Origin of the sequence: Psychrobacter piechaudii (genome assembly GCF_900162825.1) — a bacterium.
Taxonomy (GTDB): Bacteria; Pseudomonadota; Gammaproteobacteria; order Pseudomonadales; family Moraxellaceae; genus Psychrobacter; species Psychrobacter piechaudii.
Window position 1 is genome coordinate 1 of record NZ_FUGE01000146.1, and the last position, 19,818, is coordinate 19,818.

General features: G+C 42.2%; 20 protein-coding genes. 7 read left to right on the plus strand and 13 right to left on the minus strand.

Annotation, left to right across the window (positions count from 1 at the left end):
- The first annotated feature begins 348 nt into the window (after positions 1 to 348).
- From A1019T_RS08335 to gdhA, 3 genes are all read left to right on the plus strand, one after another.
- The gene (locus A1019T_RS08335) at positions 349 to 1,176 is read left to right on the plus strand and encodes an alpha/beta fold hydrolase (protein WP_077451246.1); all 828 of its coding nucleotides are present in this window, start codon (positions 349 to 351) and stop codon (positions 1,174 to 1,176) included.
- A 167-nt stretch (positions 1,177 to 1,343) separates the two neighbouring features.
- Positions 1,344 to 2,792, plus strand: a complete 1,449-nt coding sequence (locus tag A1019T_RS08340) for a DHA2 family efflux MFS transporter permease subunit (protein ID WP_244156592.1) — start codon at positions 1,344 to 1,346, stop codon at positions 2,790 to 2,792.
- 245 nt (positions 2,793 to 3,037) lie between these two features.
- Positions 3,038 to 4,390, plus strand: a complete 1,353-nt coding sequence (gdhA, locus tag A1019T_RS08345) for an NADP-specific glutamate dehydrogenase (protein WP_077451247.1) — start codon at positions 3,038 to 3,040, stop codon at positions 4,388 to 4,390.
- Positions 4,391 to 4,517: 127 nt separating this feature from the next.
- On the opposite strand, the gene A1019T_RS08350 is transcribed toward gdhA, so the two are convergent.
- From A1019T_RS08350 to A1019T_RS08370, 5 genes are all read right to left on the minus strand, one after another.
- Positions 4,518 to 5,237 (minus strand): hypothetical protein, encoded by a 720-nt coding sequence (locus A1019T_RS08350; RefSeq protein WP_077451248.1) that lies wholly within the window; start codon positions 5,235 to 5,237, stop codon positions 4,518 to 4,520.
- Positions 5,238 to 5,259: 22 nt separating this feature from the next.
- Complete coding sequence (locus tag A1019T_RS08355; protein ID WP_077451249.1) at positions 5,260 to 5,691, minus strand: MgtC/SapB family protein; 432 nt, start codon at positions 5,689 to 5,691, stop codon at positions 5,260 to 5,262.
- Between the two features lie 245 nt (positions 5,692 to 5,936).
- The gene (gene arsH / locus A1019T_RS08360) at positions 5,937 to 6,692 is read right to left on the minus strand and encodes an arsenical resistance protein ArsH (RefSeq protein WP_077451250.1); all 756 of its coding nucleotides are present in this window, start codon (positions 6,690 to 6,692) and stop codon (positions 5,937 to 5,939) included.
- Positions 6,693 to 6,763: 71 nt separating this feature from the next.
- Positions 6,764 to 7,291: an arsenate reductase ArsC gene (locus A1019T_RS08365; RefSeq protein WP_077451251.1), complete on the minus strand. Its 528-nt coding sequence runs from the start codon at positions 7,289 to 7,291 to the stop codon at positions 6,764 to 6,766.
- 99 nt (positions 7,292 to 7,390) lie between these two features.
- Positions 7,391 to 8,680: an arsenic transporter gene (locus A1019T_RS08370; protein ID WP_077451252.1), complete on the minus strand. Its 1,290-nt coding sequence runs from the start codon at positions 8,678 to 8,680 to the stop codon at positions 7,391 to 7,393.
- Positions 8,681 to 8,839: 159 nt separating this feature from the next.
- On the opposite strand from A1019T_RS08370, the gene A1019T_RS08375 reads away from it, so the two are divergent.
- Together A1019T_RS08375 and A1019T_RS08380 are read left to right on the plus strand one after the other, a co-directional pair.
- Positions 8,840 to 9,112: an ArsR/SmtB family transcription factor gene (locus A1019T_RS08375; protein ID WP_077451253.1), complete on the plus strand. Its 273-nt coding sequence runs from the start codon at positions 8,840 to 8,842 to the stop codon at positions 9,110 to 9,112.
- A 100-nt stretch (positions 9,113 to 9,212) separates the two neighbouring features.
- Positions 9,213 to 10,154, plus strand: coding sequence for a universal stress protein (locus tag A1019T_RS08380; protein ID WP_077451254.1), 942 nt, complete (start codon positions 9,213 to 9,215; stop codon positions 10,152 to 10,154).
- A gap of 124 nt (positions 10,155 to 10,278) precedes the next feature.
- Here the strand turns inward: A1019T_RS08380 and A1019T_RS08385 are convergent, their stop codons facing one another.
- The 5 genes from A1019T_RS08385 to A1019T_RS08405 all read right to left on the minus strand — a co-directional run bounded on the left by A1019T_RS08385 (position 10,279) and on the right by A1019T_RS08405 (position 15,748).
- Positions 10,279 to 11,001, minus strand: a complete 723-nt coding sequence (locus tag A1019T_RS08385) for a sulfate/molybdate ABC transporter ATP-binding protein (protein ID WP_077451255.1) — start codon at positions 10,999 to 11,001, stop codon at positions 10,279 to 10,281.
- Positions 11,002 to 11,057: 56 nt separating this feature from the next.
- On the minus strand, positions 11,058 to 12,005 hold the full coding sequence (cysW, locus tag A1019T_RS08390) for a sulfate ABC transporter permease subunit CysW (RefSeq protein WP_077451256.1): 948 nt from the start codon (positions 12,003 to 12,005) through the stop codon (positions 11,058 to 11,060).
- A 76-nt stretch (positions 12,006 to 12,081) separates the two neighbouring features.
- Complete coding sequence (gene cysT, locus A1019T_RS08395) at positions 12,082 to 12,966, minus strand: sulfate ABC transporter permease subunit CysT (RefSeq protein ID WP_077451257.1); 885 nt, start codon at positions 12,964 to 12,966, stop codon at positions 12,082 to 12,084.
- A 180-nt stretch (positions 12,967 to 13,146) separates the two neighbouring features.
- Positions 13,147 to 14,202, minus strand: a complete 1,056-nt coding sequence (locus A1019T_RS08400) for a sulfate ABC transporter substrate-binding protein (protein WP_095532589.1) — start codon at positions 14,200 to 14,202, stop codon at positions 13,147 to 13,149.
- A 433-nt stretch (positions 14,203 to 14,635) separates the two neighbouring features.
- Positions 14,636 to 15,748, minus strand: coding sequence for a sulfate ABC transporter substrate-binding protein (locus tag A1019T_RS08405; protein ID WP_077451259.1), 1,113 nt, complete (start codon positions 15,746 to 15,748; stop codon positions 14,636 to 14,638).
- Positions 15,749 to 16,085: 337 nt separating this feature from the next.
- On the opposite strand from A1019T_RS08405, the gene A1019T_RS08410 reads away from it, so the two are divergent.
- Together A1019T_RS08410 and A1019T_RS08415 are read left to right on the plus strand one after the other, a co-directional pair.
- Positions 16,086 to 16,631 carry a hypothetical protein gene (locus tag A1019T_RS08410; protein WP_077451260.1) on the plus strand — a complete coding sequence of 182 codons (546 nt, stop codon included), beginning with the start codon at positions 16,086 to 16,088 and terminating at the stop codon, positions 16,629 to 16,631.
- 111 nt (positions 16,632 to 16,742) lie between these two features.
- A complete protein-coding gene (locus A1019T_RS08415; RefSeq protein WP_077451261.1) occupies positions 16,743 to 17,846 on the plus strand; it encodes a thermonuclease family protein in 1,104 nt (367 codons plus the stop codon).
- A 131-nt stretch (positions 17,847 to 17,977) separates the two neighbouring features.
- Here the strand turns inward: A1019T_RS08415 and A1019T_RS08420 are convergent, their stop codons facing one another.
- The 3 genes from A1019T_RS08420 to A1019T_RS08430 all read right to left on the minus strand — a co-directional run bounded on the left by A1019T_RS08420 (position 17,978) and on the right by A1019T_RS08430 (position 19,598).
- The gene (locus A1019T_RS08420) at positions 17,978 to 18,325 is read right to left on the minus strand and encodes a hypothetical protein (RefSeq protein WP_077451262.1); all 348 of its coding nucleotides are present in this window, start codon (positions 18,323 to 18,325) and stop codon (positions 17,978 to 17,980) included.
- A 298-nt stretch (positions 18,326 to 18,623) separates the two neighbouring features.
- On the minus strand, positions 18,624 to 19,238 hold the full coding sequence (locus tag A1019T_RS08425) for a WG repeat-containing protein (protein WP_077451263.1): 615 nt from the start codon (positions 19,236 to 19,238) through the stop codon (positions 18,624 to 18,626).
- A gap of 165 nt (positions 19,239 to 19,403) precedes the next feature.
- On the minus strand, positions 19,404 to 19,598 hold the full coding sequence (locus A1019T_RS08430; RefSeq protein ID WP_077451264.1) for a hypothetical protein: 195 nt from the start codon (positions 19,596 to 19,598) through the stop codon (positions 19,404 to 19,406).
- Positions 19,599 to 19,818: the final 220 nt, after the last annotated feature.

Genomic DNA, 19,818 nt, shown 5'->3' on the forward strand with positions numbered 1-19,818 from the left:
ATTTATTGATTGAAGGTCTTCGTTTGGTGTTTTTTAACAATGATAAGACTGTATTTCGACAGTTAGTTAGCTTTTTAACCCCTAAACCTATGAAAATCGAGTGGGGATGATTTTTTTGTCGTGTGCAGAGATCATTATATAGGCTTTGAGAAGTCAGTTGAGTATTAGTCTATTAACAAAGAGTGTGAATGAGTAAGCCTAGCTATTATTAACGGTCACATCTAGTTATTAGTTGATTATGGATTATCGCTATAAGAGTTGCTATTCTGACAAGTTATCTACCAAAACAGGTTCATATCTCTTTTAGAATGCACCTCTGGATAACATTATGATTAGGGATAATCTTTTATGAGCAGCTTTGATTTTAAAACTAAAAAACAAACCTTTACTGTCAAAACTCATGTCAATAGACCCAGTGACAGTCAACCAGACGACCTGAATATAACCTTGGTGCTAATGACGGCCATTGGTGTGCCACTCATAAAATATAGCACACTTATAGAGCAGTTAACTGCCAAAGGATATACCGTGTTAAGCGCAGATTATCCCTGCTGTGGAGAGAATTTACCGTATATTAAACGCGGTATAGATTATGGTTATAGAGATTTAGTAACTGGTTTTGTGCCGAAACTGATTGAGACTGCAAGACTGGCAACGCCTAATAATAAAATAATTTTATTTGGTCACAGCCTTGGGGCGCATATTGCGACTCTATATTCTGCCACAACTGACTTCCCGATGATTGGGGTTGCAACGGGTAATATTCATTATAAGAACTGGAAAGGTTTAGGGCAATTAAACATATTAACCGCCATTGCAGCATTTGAGCTGCTGATTCGAGTTTATGGCTATTTACCAGGCTACAAGATTGGATTTGGTCACAGGGAAGCCAAAACCTTGATGATAGACTGGCTACATACCGCCAAAACAGGTCGCTATGACTTTATAAAACAGTCGTTAAATACAGGTCTGGGTCACGGCTTATTTATTAATATTGAGGGTGATGACTATGCCCCCTATCAATCGACCAAAGGCTTATCAGATTTATGCGCCGTATCACGGCTGAATAAAATAAAAATCGATCCCTCTCTTAAAGGCAATCCACACAGTGTTTGGCTAAAGTCACCAGATGAAGTCATAGATGAGGTGTCTAAAAACCTAGATTTTTTTAGTTAGGATATCTGGCTTATGAGTTGGGCCTACTAACATTAACACTAAATAGAAAATGCCCTCTTCATGATATTATAGAGGGCTATTTTTTTAGTGAGTTAATTGCTCATTAATTAGTTGCTTATTAATTAAGTACACCTTATTTAGTCACACCTAAGCCTTTAGGTCTATATATGCCCGATAATCAACAAAAATCAAATCGTCCCGCTGCGGATACCCCCTCACCTGTCCTAAATACAGAACCCAAAGTTAAGCTTTCGCCGCTACAATCAAAATTCTTACCTTATGTATTGGCAGTCGCCCTATTTATGCAGATTTTGGATGCCACCATCCTAAATACTGCCTTACCTGAAATGGCGCTAGCTTTGGGAGAATCTCCACTAAAAATGCAATGGGCGGTGATTAGCTATGCGTTAACCCTGGCTATTTTTATTCCAATAAGTGGGTTTTTAGCCGATAAATATGGCACTCGAAAAGTCTTCTTAAGTGCGATCGTTTTATTTAGTATTGGTTCAATATTCTGTGCTATGTCACCAAGTCTAGACTTCTTAGTTGCCTCTCGAGTGCTACAAGGTATCGGCGGAGCCATGATGACTCCAGTAGCGCGCTTAATCTTAGTGAAGTCTTATCCGCGCAACCAGCTTCTGACCGTAATGAATTTCGCGGTCATTCCAGCATTAATTGCTCCTCTAGTTGGGCCATTAGTCGGTGGCTATCTGGTGCAATATGCCAGTTGGCATTGGATTTTTTTGATTAATATTCCTATGGGTGTTTTGGGTCTTATTATCGGCTACAAACTGGTCCCTGATATCAGAGAGTTGGCTGGCAAGTTAGACTGGCTAGGATTTGCTCTTTTTGCCATAGCGGCAGGTTTACTGACCTTGGCCGTTGAGTTTCTGTCTCAGCCAGGTGAAGTACTCCCTGGTATTACCATGTCGGCCATTGCATTAAGTTTACTCTTTATCTATGTGCGCCATGCACGTAAAGCGAGTAATCCAATATTCCCCTTGAGTCTATTTAATGTGCGCACCTTTAGGATAGGTATCACTGGCAACCTATTTACCCGTCTTGGTATCAGTGCTGTCCCCTATTTATTGCCCTTATTGTTTCAAGTAGCTTTCAAATATACGCCCTCGCAGGCAGGCTGGTTATTAACCCCAATTGCAGTAGGTGCCATGGGCATTAAACCTTGGGTGAGTAAAATCATTCAGCGCTTTAGCTACCGCAAAGTATTGGTCACCAACACCACTATTTTGGGTATTCTAATTATTTTACTGGCTCAACTCGATGCCTCAATTCCTTGGTATTATATTGCCCCCCTATTAGTGGTTATGGGCGCCTGTAACTCAATGCAATTTAGCGCCATGAACACCATTACTATTGGTGATCTTGAGGGACCACAAACCAGTAGTGGTAATAGCTTGATGGCCGTCAACCAACAATTGGCCATAAGTTTTGGTATCGCCTTTGGTGCTGCGATACTGACCGTCTTTAGTGATAGACTTAACTTTGAGGTAGTGAGTGCCTTTAATGCCACTTATTATGTGCTGGGTATAATCACTATTATATCTGGATTGTCATTTTTGCGGTTGAAGCCAGAAGATGGTCGAGGCCTTTATTAAGCTGTGCTTTTGTTATATTAAAAAAAGTTACTCAAAATGTCCTATAATGGAGTAAGGGGTACTCCCTAGTACAGTCTATATCTACGGTAAAAACCATACTCCTATTCATAAACCCCTGCATAATTTATGCATAGCTTTAAGTAATGACTGAACATAAAGGTATAAAAAAATGTTGAATTTATCGCAACATTAGAGTATTTTTTTACTGTAACATCCATGTAACTAATCTGATAAGGACAGGGCCTATGAGCATGCAAGACGTCATTGAACGCATTGAAGAACGCTATCCACATCAACCTGAGTTTATTCAAGCGGTTAAAGAGGTAGCGAGCACTATTGACGTTGTATATGATCGCGATCCGCGCTTCGCAAAGCATAAAGTTTTTGAGCGTCTAACTGAGCCTGACCGTATTATTAGCTTTCGAATCAACTGGGAAGATGATGAAGGCAATATTCAAATCAACCGTGGTTGGCGTGTCCAGTTCAGCAATGCCTTAGGTCCCTATAAGGGCGGCATTCGCTTCCATCCGACTGTAAATGAGTCTATCTTAAAATTCTTAGGTTTCGAACAAATTTTCAAAAACGCCTTAACTGGTCTACCCATGGGCGGTGCTAAAGGTGGTTCAGATTTCAATCCTGAGGGCAAATCAGACAGCGAAATTCGTCGTTTTTGTTATGCATTTATGCGTGAGCTTTACCGTTATATTGGCCAAGACATGGATGTTCCAGCCGGTGATATCGGAGTAAGTGGCAGAGAAGTCAGCTACATGTTCGCAATGTATAAGAACTTAACCAATGAATACACTGGAGTGCTAACTGGCAAAGGTGTTGGCTTCGGTGGTAGTTTATGTCGCTCAGAAGCGACAGGTTATGGCGCGGTTTATTTTTTACAAAATATGCTAAAAGCCCATAACGACACAATGGAAGGCAAAACTGTCTTGGTATCTGGTGCAGGCAATGTAGCAGTACATGCAGCAGAAAAAGCCATTGCTTTAGGGGCTAAAGTTATTACTCTATCAGACTCAAAAGGTACCTTGTACGATGAGTTTGGTTTTGATCAAGAAAAACTTGATTGGGTAAAAGAACAAAAAGCCAATCGTCAGCCTTTATTTGAGTATCACAGAAAATTTGGCGGTAGCGGTGTTTGGTTGCCAGGACAAAAACCTTGGCAGTTTGACGGTGATATTGCCATCCCATGTGCCACCCAAAATGAAGTAACTGCAGCCGATGCAAAAGCCATGTATGATCATGGAATTCGCTACGTAGTTGAAGGCGCTAACATGCCGCTTGACGCTGGTGCTATTGATTTTGTTCGTGAAAACAAAATGCGTTATGCCCCAGGAAAAGCGGCCAACGCTGGTGGTGTGGCAGTATCTGGTCTTGAGATGTCACAAAACTCAGTGCGCCAGTACCGTACTTTTGATGATGTTGATAAACAGTTGCAAATCATCATGAAAAACATCCATGATGACGCTGCACAAGCTTCAGAAGAGTATGGCTTTAATAAAGATGGCTGCATTGACTACATGTCAGGCGCTAACATTGCAGGTTACAAGCGTGTCGCTAATGCATTAGTTGCTTACGGTATTTTAAACTAAGTAATTGGCAATTGGCTACGTGCTTTTAAGTACGCAAGCAAAAGGGTGAACTATTTTAGTTCACCCTTTTTTATTGGTTTTTATTGAGCCTCATTGGTTCATTAAAGGTTATTTTCTGGACTACCTATTACTTGATGATAGATAAAATCTCTAACGGTAGCTCTATCGTCTCCAATATAACCTTAAGCGGGATGACCCCTACTTCAGCCTGAGTTTTGACTCTCTTGTCATTCACTGAATATATTTTGGCAGCTATACTATGCCCTAATCTAAGTTGGCCATCAATATTAGTTAAGGGAGCATACATACCGCCTAGCAGCTGTAACTGACAGTCATTATATGAGTGATCTATTGATGAACTGTCTGAACAGATATGCTTTAACACACTACGTTGTTGCAGACTTAAACTGGGATTTTTGCTCTGAGTTTCTGCATAACTAAAGCTGAAGCTAATATTGACACTATTGTCGGGATAGCGATGAATTGAGATGGGTTGTTCAATGGCGAGATTGGCAGTAGGTAGCTGTAGTATCAACTCTAACGCTTCATTACCTGTCGAAATAAGATAGGAGTAATTATCACCTACCAATATAGTCCCCTTTTGTCTGTAACCTTTATGGGTGGGATAACCGACAAGGTGAATTATTTCTGAGACCGCTACCTGTTCTTGGGTCTGGAAAAGTTTTCCGCTCCCTGCTCCGCTAATTTTTGTGTCGCTGGATTGATGAGTGGATTGATAAATATGCTCACTGCAGCCCAATAAGTTCAGACTGACTATGGCCAATGTTGCACCAAGCGCTGTTTTGTTAATAATCTTCGGTACCACAGTTCGTATTTGCGACAACATTCGATTCACATTCCTGCTAAGCTTAACGTTTAGTTTGAATTTTAAAAGGCTCAGAGAATTGTAGAATAACGAAGCCTACAATCGATAAAATGATCGCAATTTCATAGCGACCCGTAGCGACCGAAATACCTATCGCTGCAGTATTCCATAAGCTGGCAGCCGTAGCAGTACCTTTTGCTCCCTCTTCGTTTTTGAAGATAGCCCCACCACCAATAAAGCCCATGCCAGTAATAATGGCATACATGATTCTAGCTTCAGCGTCATCTTTATATATATCCATACCTACCAGCATAAATGCGCACGAAGCAATAGTCACTAATGGAAAGGTTCTTAAACCTGCCCCACTTTCCTTCATCTCTCGATTCAAAGCGATAGGCAGTGACAATACAAAGGCTATACATAGCTTCAATAAGTGGTAGCCCATCAATTCAAAGTTAATATCTATATCTACCATACCCTGCTCCTATTATTAGTATTATCAACATCCTTATTGAACGAAATAATAACGAAAATCAGAGTATAAAACTGTTTATAGTCAGTTAATTTTTAGCAGGACTGGCATGGATTTTGCTATTTGAGTTCAGTAATTTATTGATATTTAATACTTTTATTGAGTTTAATAGATGTTCATATGTTCGTTTTTACTTGCTTAGGCTATTTTATATCCTATATAACTTTATAGTCCCACAGTATATGGCCCTACATCTGCTTTTGATTCACCCGCTTCATCAAATCCTCTGCACTCTCAACCCTTTCTGAATATCTATCTACCAAGTAATCAGACTGGTCTCGGGTGAGCAAGGTAAAACGTACTAACTCCTCCATCACATCGACAATGCGTAAGTAATACCCTGACGGTTTCATACGCTTGCTAATACTCCCATCAGGATTTTCTACATCGTCAAATTCTAAGAATGCCTTGGGCATTGAAGACTGGTTTGGGATAGTGATCATCCGCATCCAGCGCCCTAATACGCGTAACTGATTTACGGTATTAAAAGACTGCGATCCCCCACACACTTGCATCACTGCCAGCGTTTTACCTTGCGTGGGACGCACTGCTCCGAGTGATAATGGTATCCAATCAATTTGCGACTTCATAATGCCGGTCATTGAGCCGTGACGCTCAGGAGAGCACCAAACCATACCTTCACTCCACTGCACCAGCTCACGTAGCTCAGTAACCTTTGGATGAGTGGTGTCCTCGCTATCGGGCAAAGGCAACCCTGTTGGATCAAATATCTTAACCTCAGCGCCCATGGCACTCAGAATACGTGCGCACTCCTCTACTACCAGACGACTATATGATACTTCACGTAGTGAGCCATATAACAGCACAAACTTTGACTTATGCGTGGACAGCTGACGTTTAAAGTCTTCATTATGCGGTACTTGAAACTGATTGGGGTCAATATTGGGTAGATCCCTAAGATTGGCTTGCGATATATTAGTCATAGTGAACTTCTTTCAAATTAGTCAATTAAGGGTGATGTGAGGTTATAATTAGTTAAATTTATTTGCTTAGGCTATTTTACTAAATTCAATAAGGCTTGCTTGCGTTCTATTTCCGGCAGCTCTACTACTTGTAATAATTGCGCTACTCTCTGCTCAATAGTAGTAATGGCTTGCTCGAAGTTGGCTTTGGTCTGCTCTTCATTCTCTGTACTCTTTGAGGGGTCAGCCATACCCCAATGCAGTTTAGTTAAGCCGGGCAGACTGCCTAGCCAAATCGGGCAGGTCTCGCCAGCTGCATTATCACAAACAGTGATTAATAAGTCCGGTTGAAAGTCGCCCATATACTCACTATCTTCCCAACTGTTGCTGGTTAACCCTTGTATTGAATACCCTGCTTCAGTTAAATACTTAAGGGTTAAGGGGTGTACCTCCCCTGCCGGAGAACTGCCTGCGCTTTTGGCAATGAGCTTAGGTTCATCACCCTTTTCAGTTTTATTAGTGATGCCTTGTTTAGCGGCATATTGATTGGTAATGGCTTCAGACAACACACTACGGCAACGGTTATGGGTACAAATATAGAGGATTTTTAAAGGCTTCATGATTTAGGTTACTTTTATTGGTTAATATTTAAGGGTAATTCCGAGCGTCTGAGTAGAATAATTTTATTCGCTTAGGCTATTTTTATAAACATTTAACGATTAACTAATAATAGGTAGCCATATTGCCAACGCCGTTAATGTCGCTACTAGCACAGGCACCGTCAAAATAATACCTACCTTGAAATAATAGCTCCAGGTAATAACTACCTCTTTACTTGCCAGCACATGTAACCATAGTAGAGTCGCTAGTGAGCCAATCGGAGTAATCTTTGGGCCCAGGTCAGACCCTATCACGTTGGCATATACCATCGCTTGGGTAATAGTATCTGGCTGACTGCTATCTGCGATTGCTAGTGACTGAATCAGCACTGTGGGCATATTATTCATGACTGATGACAAGCCAGCAGACATAAAGCCCGTACCAATGGTAGCGGCCCATAGACCCTGCCCCCCTAAGATATTCAGTGCCGCCGTCAAATAAGCGGTTAATCCTTCATTCTTAAGTCCGTATACCACCAGGTACATACCCAATGAAAACACCACCACTTGCCAAGGGGCATCTTTGAGCACAGTAGGCACAGACAGCTTACGATTGATTAAGGCAGTAATCAGTAAGGTGGCTGCCCCTACTCCAGCAATAGCACTAATGGGAATCCCCATAGGCTCTAGTACAAAGAAGCCTAACAATAAAGCGGCCAGTACTAGCCAGCCCATATAAAAAGTCGCTGAATCTTTGATAGCGCTAACTGGTGCAGGCAGACTCGCGACTTCATAATGCTGAGGAATATCGCGTCTATAAAATAGATACAGCACCGCCAAAGAGCTCAAAACAGAGACAATGTTAACTGGCATCATCACTTGAGCGTAACGATCAAAGGTAATGTTAAAAAAATCGGCCGATACGATATTCACCAAGTTTGAGACCACCAAAGGCAGACTGGCGGTATCAGCTATAAATCCAGCGGCCATAATAAACGCTAATGTAGTGGCTGGCGACACTCTCATCTTCACTAGCATCGCTATCACAATAGGCGTTAGGATTAAGGCAGCCCCATCATTGGCGAACAAGGCGGCTACCACAGCTCCTAGCAATACGATAAGCACAAACAGCTTATGAGCACTGCCACCGCCAAGACGCGCCACGTGTAATGCTATCCATTCAAAGAACCCAGCCTGATCTAGCAGTAAGCTAATAATGATGATGGCAATAAAGGCAAAGGTAGCGTTCCAAACTATGTCCCAAACCACCGGAATATCATGTAGAGATATAACCCCAGTAATAAGAGCCACTAGCGCACCTAAGCTCGCACTAATGCCAATTCCTAGCCCTTTTGGTTGCCATATAACAAATACTAGGGTGATGATAAATACTAATGGAGCGACAAGCATAGAACCTCTCTAGTTTAGAGTTAGTGTGCTAATATAATTTAGGAATTAGTTCCACTATTGTATTATATTCGGATAAACGAATATAGGCTCTATTACACAAAATTTGAATTTATTTGATTTAACTCCATTCGAACTTTGCAAAAATTACCGAGATAAAAAATGCAGCCCGTTACTTTCTTCAAGGCTTTATCTGATCCGACGCGACTGAAATTAATCATAGAAATAAGCGCTCATGACTGTATTTGCGTTTGTGATTTGATAGAAAAACTGGAACAACCGCAGCCCACAATATCGCGTCATTTAAGCCACCTACGAAAAGCCGGCTTGGTAACCAGTGAACGCAAAGGAACTTGGATGTGGTATGCCATAGCCCCTGATTTGCCACAATGGTGTGCTGAAACCATTAGCCATATTGAGCTGAAGGATGTCTAGGAGCCTCCAATTGAGCAACTAAACGGCTATTGATAAATAAATTTTTAATACTTATATTGGTAGTAAGCTATATACGATTCATCAAAACAAGGGAATGGATATGACTAATACTAACAACAATTACTCCATTGATAATGGCAATATAAATCAGGAGCACAACACTGAGACATCGGACAAAACCATCTTAGCCTGTATTGATGGCTCTAATGTGACACAGTCGGTTTGTGATTATGCTGCTTGGTATGCCAATGAGTTAAATCTATCTGTCAGCCTATTGCACGTCATTGATGTCCCCAAATCCTACCGTCATGATTTAAGTGGCGCCATAGGCATGGACAGTCGACACAGCCTCATGCAAGAGCTCTCTTCACTTGATGAGCAAACAGCGCGTATTGCCAACCAACACGGTGAAGCTTTACTGCAAGATGCCAAATCGCATATCTTAATCTCCTATCCTCAGGCGAATGTATACAGTCATCTACGCCGTAGTAAGCTGTTGCCCGCTATCGAGCATCATGCTGATGAAAGCCGTATTATTGTTTTGGGTCGCCGCGGTAAAGACCATCAAAATGATTACGTTAATATTGGTAGCCAAATTGAAAGCGTAGTGCGAGCTGTTAGTCGCCCCATTTTAGTTTGCTCTGATGGTTTTATTACCCCAGAATCCTTTATGGTGGCCTTTGATGGCAGCGAAACCTCAAAAAAAGCGGTAGATATCATTTGTAAAAACGAACTCGCCAAAAACTTAGTCGGCCATATTGTCATGGTTGGTCACAAAGACACCATCAATGAGACCGAGCTTTATAAAGCTCAAAAGAAAATGAGTGATGCCGGATTTAATATTACCGCACACCTTATCGACAGCACGAAGATGGACTATCCTGATGTGGTCACTGCTCTAACCGCATTTCGTAATGACAATAACATCAGTATGTTTATCATCGGCGCTTATGGTCACTCTAAGTGGCGCCGCTTCTTCGTAGGCAGTACCACTACTAAACTATTGACTAAAACTACTGCCCCTGTAATCTTGCTGCGTTAAGAGCTTTATCTGATGCTTTATATCTAGAACACCAATAAGATAAACACTACTAATAAACCACACCAATAAAAAAACCTGAGTCAATCTCAGGTTTTTTTATTTCAGCATCAATGAATCTTGGCACTTACACCAAATCCAAGAAGTCTGCCACAAACTCACTTGAGGGATTGTTAATCAATTCTTCTGGCGTACCAATCTGCTCAACTGAACCGTGGTTCATGACCACAATTTCATCAGACACATCACGGGCTTCTTCTTGGTCATGCGTCACCATAATACTGGTCACTCCAAGCTCATGGTGAATATTCTTCAGCCAAGTACGCAGCTCTTTACGAACTTTGGCATCCAAGGCTCCAAACGGCTCATCCAATAGCAATAGCTTCGGCTCAACGGCCAAAGCACGAGCCAAGGCAATACGCTGACGCTGACCGCCTGAAAGTTGATGAGGATAGGCATTGGTCAAAGTGGGTAACTGTACCAGCTCCAATAGATAGTCTACTCGCTTCTTGATATCAGTATTGCTTGGACGACGATCCTTGGGTAATAGCTTTAAGCCAAAAGCGATATTCTCAGCAATGGTCTTATGACGAAACAAGGCATAATGCTGAAACATAAAGCCAATCTGACGCTTTTGAACTGGAGTATCGGTCACATCCACCCCGTCAAATAAAATACGACCGCTATCAGCATATTCAAGACCGGCAATAATACGCAATAAAGTGGTCTTACCACAGCCAGAGGGACCCAGTAATGTGGTCAGTTTACCAGTTGGCACAGTCAATGAAATGTCTTCTAAGGCCACAAAGTTACCAAAGCTTTTATGGACGTTTTGAATATCGATGCTCATGTTTATACTCTTTATTTTTTGATTGGGCTTAAGGTTAGTTAGACTTAATACGTAGCTTATGAGTTGCTATTACTAGAGACGGTGACCGCCTTGGGCTTGGTAGTATCTACCACAAGCTTCGGCGCTGCGATGGCATCACGATTGATGCCTTTGGCGTATTTGCGCGCCTGCATCTTGCTCATGATTTGCTGTACCACCAAGGTCAATAACGCTAGGCCTGCTAATAAGCTCGATAAAGCAAAAGCTGCGGTGAAGTTATATTCGTTATAAGCAATCTCTACAAGTAAAGGCATGGTGTTGGTTTCACCGCGGATATGACCAGAAACCACACTCACTGCCCCAAACTCACCCATAGCGCGGGCATTGGTCAGGATAATACCGTATAACAGTGCCCATTTAATATTAGGTAATGTCACATGCCAAAATACCTGCCAGCCTGAAGCCCCCAAGGTTAACGCTGCTTGCTCTTCGCTATCTCCCTGAGACTGCATTAAAGGGATTAATTCACGAGCAATAAACGGAAAGGTAACAAACAAGGTAGCTAGAACAATACCAGGCACTGCAAAGATAACTTGGATACCCATTGACTCAAGCCAACCGCCCACGGTTGAGTTAAGACCAAATAACAGCACAAACATTAAGCCGGCGACCACAGGAGAAACTGAGAATGGCAGATCCAATAAGGTGGTTACCAGCTGCTTGCCTTTAAACTGATAACGGGTTACTAACCATGCGATCGCTAGACCCATAATAATATTGATGGGTAACACAATAGCCGCTGTCAGTAAAGTTAGCTTGATGGCAGCCACAGCCTCAGGCTCAACCAAAGCTGCAAGGTATAAATCCCAGCCACCTTTAAACGCTTCATAGAATACCGCCATTAGTGGAATGACCAACATCACAACCATAAATATCGAGGCGACACCAATGAACAAAGCGCGCACCCAAGGCGCATCGCGAGTAGCGGCATTGTCTTGATAGTTGTAATCATTAGAGATTTGCATAATGCGGTCCTAATTTTAATATTCTAATTGTTCAATAGGCTGGGTTTAACTGGGTACTACAACAAACTGGGTCGGCCTATTTAGCCCCAACACGGCGCGATAAACGCCACTGCAATAAGTTGATAGACAATAAGATCACAAAAGAAATCATCAGCATAAATAACGCCACTGCAGAAGCTCCCTGGATATCAAACTGTTCAAGCTTACTGATAATAATCAGCGGTAGAATCTCTGACTGCATCGGAATATTACCGGCAATAAAGATCACTGAACCATACTCACCAGTAGCGCGCGCGAACATCATGCCCGCCCCCATCAATAGCGCTGGAAAAAGCTCAGGCAAGATAACCGTACGAAAGGTAGTCAAGCGATTGGCACCCAGTACCGCGGCGGCCTCTTCATATTCCACTGACAGCTCTTCTAATACCGGCTGTACTGCACGAACAATAAAGGGAAAACTTACCACCACCAGAGCCAACCAAATACCAATCGGCGTAAAAGCCACCTGAATACCCACCTTGTCAAAGAACTGACCAATCAAACCATTTGGGGCATATAAAGTAGCCAATGAGATACCAGTAACCGCTGTGGGCAAAGCAAAAGGCAAATCAACCAAAGCATTAATTATGGATTTACCAAAGAAGTCATAACGCACCAACACCCAAGCTACTAAGGTGCCAAAAACCATATTGGTTAACATCGCATAAAACGACATCTTCAAGGACAAGATAATGGCCGCTTTAACTTGAGCTTGGCTAATGGCCTCGATGAACCCAGTCCAGCCCATTTGGGTGGTGGTATACGCCATCATCGCAAAAGGTAAGATAACCAACAGCGATAAGCTGAGTACGGTAATCCCCATAGATAAGCCAAAACCAGGTAGCACATTACGTTGACGCAGCTTGGTTAACCAAGAGCGTTGGCGTACGGGAGTCGCTGTCGATGTGGTCTGCTGGGTCATGGATATCTCACTGCTTTTATTTATATTTATGGTTGCTACTGCTACAGCCTAATTGCGGCGGTTTTATTGATGGTCATCATGCTAACAGGGCTTAGATAGTAAGTTTAATGATGATTAAGGCTATCGTAGTGAATAAAAGGAATATAGCTCAGCTACTTAGCTCATTTAACGGGTCGCTACCTAACTTTTAACTGGGTTAACTGCCAGCTGATCAAACACGCCGCCTTCTTTGAAGAATTTAGTCATGATCTCATCCCAGCTGCCAAAGACTTCATTGGCACGGAACGTCTCAAGGGCCGGCAGCTTATCGCTATTGGCAGCCAAAATACTGGGGTTACTTGGGCGTAAGTAGTTGTTAGCCGCCACTTGCTGAGCCTCATCGCTCCATAAGTACTGAAGATATTCGGTGGCCGTTTTAGTGGTGCCTTTTTTGTCAGTGACTTTTTGTACCACAGCCACTGGGTTCTCAGACTGGATGGTGTAACTTGGGTATACAATCTGCACCCGTCCTTTACCAAATTTAGTCGCTGATAGGTTGGCTTCGTTTTCAAAAGTGATTAGCACATCACCGATATTACGCTGCACAAAAGTAGTGGTCGCAGCACGCCCGCCATTTTCATAAACCTTCACATTGTTAAGTAGCTGCTTTATATAGGCTTGGGTTTTTACTTCATCGTTATTAAATTGATGCAAGCCATAACCATAAGCGCCTAAGAAGCTATAACGACCACTGCCGGACGCTTTTGGATTGGCAATGACAACTTCTACTCCCGGCTTAGCCAAGTCATCCCAGTCTTTGATCTGCTTAGGATTGCCTTCTCTAACCAAAAACACTGTGGTACTGGTAAAAGGTACCGCATTATTATCAAAGGATTGGCTCCAGTCGTCTGCGACTAACCCCTTGTCTTGCAGCAGCTCAATGTCAGAGCCTTGGTTCATGGTCGCCACGTCAGCTTGAAGCCCATTAGCCACCGATAGTGCCTGCTTACTCGATCCTCCATGTGACTGACTGATGCTTACATTGCTGCCAGGGTGCGCTTCTTTATAATGCTTCACAAAGATCGGATTGTATTCTTTATAAAAATCACGAGAGATGTCATAAGACACGTTAAGCAATTGCACATTTTTGTTTTCAATGGTGGTAACACTGCCATCTGCATTGGTCACTGTGCTTTGCTGCTTTTGATTGCCACAGGCGCTTAAGGCGAGCGTTAAGGTGGCTAGACCGGCGAACATGCCCAATTGCCTAAAAGAGGCTGGCAGGCGTACAGAAGCCAAGTAAGCTTTATTTAAATATATGCGGTTGGAGTATTTGATATTAGCCATGAGTTATTTTCCTAAGACACGCTAGATAAGTCTTTATCGACCTAGATGTGCTCATGCTAACAGTCGCCCCTTATTGTATTTAGTGATTAATAAATCTATCTTAATGAAATATAGGAATATAGAAGTCGCTTGAGTTAACCTGAAATAAAGGGGTTAGAAGCATGAAAGCTAAAACAAAAAAAGCAGTGGCCCAAGGGAGGTTATCTTAAGAGGGATAACCGCTTGAGCGCACTGCAGGGTATCAATCAAAGCCCACTGTTAGGTGTTAGATAAAAACGAGCTTTGACTAATTTGGGACAACAAGATTGTTAATGGCTTTAATGTCTAAAATCTGGATCTGTCCTTATTTAGGGGCGTTAATGGCTAATTGATCAAATACACCGCCATCACTAAAGTAAGTGTCCATGATCTCATCCCACGTGCCAAACACATCGTTAGGACGGAAAGTATCTACTGGTGGCAGCTTATCGCTATTGGCATCTAATACTGACTGCACGCTTGGACGTAAGTACAGATCGGCGGCCAACTGCTGAGCTTGATCACTCCACAAGTATTTTAGGTATTCTGTGGCAGCTTCAGTAGTGCCTTTTTTATCCGTTACCGCATTAACCACGGCCACAGGACTTTCTGACTTAATAGAGTAATTAGGATAAACGATATCAACTTGGCCTTTACCAAACTGAGTGGCGGCTAGGTTTGATTCGTTTTCAAAAGTAATTAACACATCACCAATGTTACGCTGAACGAAGGTAGTGGTTGCAGCACGGCCACCATTTTCATAAACCTTAACGTTCTTTAATAAGTCTCTGACATACGCTTTGGTCTTGTCTTCATCTTTATTAAAAGTATGTAAACCATAACCATAAGCGCCTAAGAACGCATAACGTCCATTACCGGTTACCTTTGGATTGGCCATCACAATCTCAATGCCAGGCTTGGTTAAATCTTCCCAGCCTTTAATGCCTTTTGGATTGTCTTTACGCACTAAGAAAACAATAGTACTGGTAAAAGGTACTGAGTAATCAGGGAATGCTTCGGTCCAATTGTCTGCTACCAAGCCTTTTTTCTGCAATAGCTCAATGTCTGAGCCTTGGTTCATCGTTGCCACATCCGCTTGAAGCCCATTAGCTACCGATAGCGCCTGCTTACTAGACCCCCCATGCGATTGGTTGATGCTGATATTAGCGCCTGGATGCAGCTCTTTATAATGCTTAACAAACATTGGGTTATAGTCTTTATAGAAGTCACGCGCCACATCATAAGAGACGTTTAGCAGCTCAATGTTTTGGCCTTCTGCAGTGTTAGACGCAGCACCGTCAGTGCTGTCTGCGGCTGTGTCATTTTTTTGATTGCCACAAGCGGTTAACCCTAAAGCCAAAGTGGCCACGGTAGTGATAGAGGCCAGCTTGGCAGCCTTAGAGAAAGAGTTTTGGCCGAATTTAATGGTTATCGCCATGGGTTGTATCCTTAATAAGCGTTATTTGGTATTTCACATACTTTAATGTTCTTTGATGGGGTCTATGCTAACAGTAGCGACATATTATGTTTAATAGCAAATAAGGCTATCTAAGTGAAAAATTAGAATATGCCCCTTAATAGTGCTAAAAATTATCAAAATATATTCATTTGTGGCATAATCGGCTTATTTTTCTGTGTTAAATCTTGTAATAATTGTTTTTATCCGCATAATACTGATAAGCACTTGTGTTAATGAACAGTGATTGGTATTAATTTGTAGCAAGGATGCTGCAAGTCGCGATTAAGCTATGTATAGCATTTAAGTCGGTATATTTATGAACTCTATTCTAACCCCGTTGGCGGTTATCAAAGTTTTATTGCTAGGTGCTTTATGCACCGGCTCTTTAACCTCTTGTTATGTGCAGCCCAACTCGCAAGTGGGTATCTCGGGGCAGCCTAAAGCGACCCAATTGCAGTCTTCAGCCAATCAGGCGATGCCCATGGGTCGTTATGCCAAAGTTGATAGCCCTCTATTAATTGAGGTGACCAAAACCGGTATGGCGATGCCGGCGAAAGAAGTGCAAATCAAACTAAGCTCACAGCCTATCAATGATCAAGCTAATAAAGCTTCCTGCAGCTATCAAGGTGTGGCCACGCTCATGGGCCAAGATGCACTGCATGGTATGGTTTATACCGCCCCGATTAGCAGCATTAGTGTGCATTCCAATGAAGCCAATATCGGTGTCAAGCAGGACAAAGGGCTGATCTTTTTCCGATTTAAAGACAATGTGTTAAGCATAGACACCAATAACCCTGACGCTCTTAATGAGCTGTGCCAGGGCAATGTCACCCCAAAAGGCGACTACACCAAAGTTAACTAATTCATAACCGCCAAGATTTGCCCGCTATTTGCTATACATAAAAGTTCTAACACAGTGAAAATTTAAGACTTTAAAAAAACGAAGAAAATCGTATTTGATAGAGGTGTTAGCATGATGCCTTTTGACTTACCAAAATTGAAGTTCCCTACTGTCAACCTGACCCTCGCTTTAGTGACAGCCACCACACTGATGGTGGCCTGCGAGGTCAATGGTGACACTCCCTCCCCAAATCAATCTTCTGCTTTAACCTATAATGATGGTGCGGCTATAGAAGATAGCGCCGATGTTATTTATAAAGCAGATACTAGTTATAAAACAGAGGCTATTCATACAACAGGCACAGTAGATAGCCCAGACAGCACCACAACTCCACTTAGCAAACCTACAGATAGTAAAGCAGCCAGAACAGAGCTTGCTGATTCTGAATGCCCTATTGCCGGCAATCTGATTATTGCCAAAAGCGTACGGGTTATTGACGGAGATACTCTAGAGATTATCCCCACTGAAGGCGCATCAGAACGTATTCGACTATTGGGTATTGATGCCCCGGAATCCAATCAAGCCCATGGCGCGTATAGTACCCAAACCTTGCAGCAGTGCGTCAATCAAGGGCAAGTCAGCGTAGAATGGTTTGAACAAGACCGCTATCAACGCTTATTGGGTAAGGTGCGAGCCAATGGCGTTGACTGTAACCTAAATCAAATTAAGCAAGGCGCTGCTTTGCACTATAAGCAGTATCAAAACAGTCAGCCTGAACGTGACCGTTTTACCTATGCCAACGCTGAGGTCAATGCCCGCCAGCAAGCGATGGGACTTTGGGCCAATGCCTTAGTAACCGCCCCATGGGATTATCGCCGCGGCAGACAAAACAACTATCAGTTTGATAACACCTTATATCCGGTCGAGGGCACCAAATGTACTTTAAATGGCCGACGTACTGCAGAACACAGTAGCCTATCTAATACTCAGGCTCCCAATCAAAACTCGAGCCAAAGCTCTAATCAAAGTACTAGCCAGCCCAATGCCTTGTTGTCAGCACCGGTTGTAGTGCCTAGCAATGGGGCAAACTCTTTAGATTGTAGTTCTATGATCAAAAAGACTTGCTCCCAAATGAGCTCTTGCGAGGAAGCTAAATGGCAATTGGCTTGTGGCAATACGCGGTTAGATGGCGACAAAGACGGCGTACCTTGCGAGAGTATCTGCCCAGGTGGTTAATATCAACCAACCACCTAAGCCCTAAGCCATTAAGGCCAGACCATAAAAAAACCCAGTGCGATTTCACACTGGGTTTTTATTTTTTTGCCGAATAACCGCTTAACTGGAGGTTGGCTTATTTGGCAAACTTATTATTTAGCACACTTGTTGTAGTACTGACGGATGAAGTTATCTACTTGCTTGTCTTTGTCCGCTGCTGACTTAGCTTGTGGCACTTTGTACGCTTCAGTAATGATATTCTTCGCTAAGGTTTGGTAGGCTTCATTATCGCTATTGGTCTTCTTGGTCACTTGAGCTTTAGAAACACCATTTTGTCTATCATCCATGATGTTACCGGCCAAGCTCGCAATATCAACGCAAACTTCATTTAGATCATTGTTTGCAGCTTGTGCGCCCACAGAAGGCAGCATCATGGTCGCTGCCAATGCTACTGCAGCAAAAGTTTTGTGTTTCATATTGGTCATAGTTGACTTGGCCATAATTTATGATCCTTGAATTTTAATATTTAAGTATTTGGTAAATTGTCTTTTATAAAGCTATTTTTTTATAACAATTATAATTATAAGGTTAAATAGCTAGGTCATTCACCCTATTGGCTTTATTGATCCCAGTATATGGATATTTCATTGCTACAATCATAACTATTCGTATCAATAAGGTTGCTGTAGCAAAAAGAGTTAACTCTAAAAAACACCCAAAATAAAAAAACCTCTTAATCTAAGCTAAGAGGTTTTTTATTGTTCTAATTGAAATAACTGCTTTTTACCGCTACTTCTATCAGTTAGGACAAGCCACTTTTTTAGCCGACTTATTGATACAAACTTCCTGATCATTAATCATGGCCACTTCAGCAATACCATTATCAAAGATGAAGTAATTGGCACCCATATAGTTTACGCTGTAACGCGCCACGTTTTCGTCCGAGAATTGAAAAGGAATGACTGTCTTATTGGTGCCATTGATGAAGCCCCACTTACCATTTTTTAGCACGCCAGCGACGCCTTCACTAAAAGGTCTGATTTCATCATAGATAAAAGGTATGGCAACTTTACCGGTTTTGGTGATATAGCCCCACTTCTTGCCATCGGACATGCCAGCCAATCCCTCTTGGAATCCGTAGTAGCCACCGAAGTAACCGTCAGTGCCTGCGTATTTAGGAGCAATCACTTCTTTACCGTTCTTATCGACAAAGCCATATTTACCAGACTGTGACTGCACCAGTGCCATACCTCCCTTTACGCCATCGATAAAGTTGTACTTACTGGTAAATGGTAGAATTACCTTGTTTGAGGTATCAATAATGCCGTATTTACCATTTTTTGCAACGACGATACGGCCTTCAGAAGCGTCATGTGACCAAGTTTCGTCATACTTAGAATTAGGGTCTATCAAGTTATCATAAATAGTAGGTACTACTAGCTTGCCTTAAGTGCTGACATAGCCCACCTTGTTATTTTTCATGACTGCTAACACCCCATCACTGACAGTCCAGCTCACAGAGTCATAGCCTTTTAAACTAGCAACAACCTTACCCTGTTTGTTTAATAAGGCTTGTGCTTAACGATCTTTGTTAAACCCTATGAAGTAATTGCTATCGGTAGTGCAATCAACTTCTGCATAGTTGGACTTGGGCAGCTTACAGTTTTCCCAATAGTTGGCTTGGGCTGGCAGGGCAAAATAAGCTGTGCCAATAACAGCAGCAAGTGGAATAAGTTTGGTAGTAAATGAAGCTAAGGTAGGTTTGGTAGACACGGTAAATTCCTTTTCGGTGTATTTTAGGTAAGGTTCAGGGTATTAATTCCCTATTATCAACCCGGATATTACTAATGCTGTATTAAACAAATTATTGTGATTTTATTCAATAACAAATTTAAGTTTTGCTTCATTTTATTTTATAGATTAACTTAAGATTTATTTAGCATTTTTGACGACATATATTGTCGTATGACGGGTTATTGTCATAGCCGTTATA

Excerpts from the sequence above, each read along its gene's own strand:
- cysT (WP_077451257.1), bottom strand. The coding sequence starts at position 12,966 with ATGACCCAGCAGACCACATCGACAGCGACTCCCGTACGCCAACGCTCT.
- A1019T_RS08370 (WP_077451252.1), bottom strand. The coding sequence starts at position 8,680 with ATGCTTGTCGCTCCATTAGTATTTATCATCACCCTAGTATTTGTTATA.
- A1019T_RS08350 (WP_077451248.1), bottom strand. The coding sequence starts at position 5,237 with ATGTTGTCGCAAATACGAACTGTGGTACCGAAGATTATTAACAAAACA.
- A1019T_RS08400 (WP_095532589.1), bottom strand. The coding sequence starts at position 14,202 with ATGTTCGCCGGTCTAGCCACCTTAACGCTCGCCTTAAGCGCCTGTGGC.
- cysW (WP_077451256.1), bottom strand. The coding sequence starts at position 12,005 with ATGCAAATCTCTAATGATTACAACTATCAAGACAATGCCGCTACTCGC.
- A1019T_RS08355 (WP_077451249.1), bottom strand. The coding sequence starts at position 5,691 with ATGGTAGATATAGATATTAACTTTGAATTGATGGGCTACCACTTATTG.
- A1019T_RS08365 (WP_077451251.1), bottom strand. The coding sequence starts at position 7,291 with ATGAAGCCTTTAAAAATCCTCTATATTTGTACCCATAACCGTTGCCGT.
- A1019T_RS08420 (WP_077451262.1), bottom strand. The coding sequence starts at position 18,325 with ATGGCCAAGTCAACTATGACCAATATGAAACACAAAACTTTTGCTGCA.
- gdhA (WP_077451247.1), top strand. The coding sequence starts at position 3,038 with ATGAGCATGCAAGACGTCATTGAACGCATTGAAGAACGCTATCCACAT.
- A1019T_RS08380 (WP_077451254.1), top strand. The coding sequence starts at position 9,213 with ATGACTAATACTAACAACAATTACTCCATTGATAATGGCAATATAAAT.
- arsH (WP_077451250.1), bottom strand. The coding sequence starts at position 6,692 with ATGACTAATATATCGCAAGCCAATCTTAGGGATCTACCCAATATTGAC.
- A1019T_RS08375 (WP_077451253.1), top strand. The coding sequence starts at position 8,840 with ATGCAGCCCGTTACTTTCTTCAAGGCTTTATCTGATCCGACGCGACTG.
- A1019T_RS08410 (WP_077451260.1), top strand. The coding sequence starts at position 16,086 with ATGAACTCTATTCTAACCCCGTTGGCGGTTATCAAAGTTTTATTGCTA.
- A1019T_RS08405 (WP_077451259.1), bottom strand. The coding sequence starts at position 15,748 with ATGGCGATAACCATTAAATTCGGCCAAAACTCTTTCTCTAAGGCTGCC.
- A1019T_RS08385 (WP_077451255.1), bottom strand. The coding sequence starts at position 11,001 with ATGAGCATCGATATTCAAAACGTCCATAAAAGCTTTGGTAACTTTGTG.
- A1019T_RS08340 (WP_244156592.1), top strand. The coding sequence starts at position 1,344 with ATGCCCGATAATCAACAAAAATCAAATCGTCCCGCTGCGGATACCCCC.
- A1019T_RS08335 (WP_077451246.1), top strand. The coding sequence starts at position 349 with ATGAGCAGCTTTGATTTTAAAACTAAAAAACAAACCTTTACTGTCAAA.
- A1019T_RS08415 (WP_077451261.1), top strand. The coding sequence starts at position 16,743 with ATGATGCCTTTTGACTTACCAAAATTGAAGTTCCCTACTGTCAACCTG.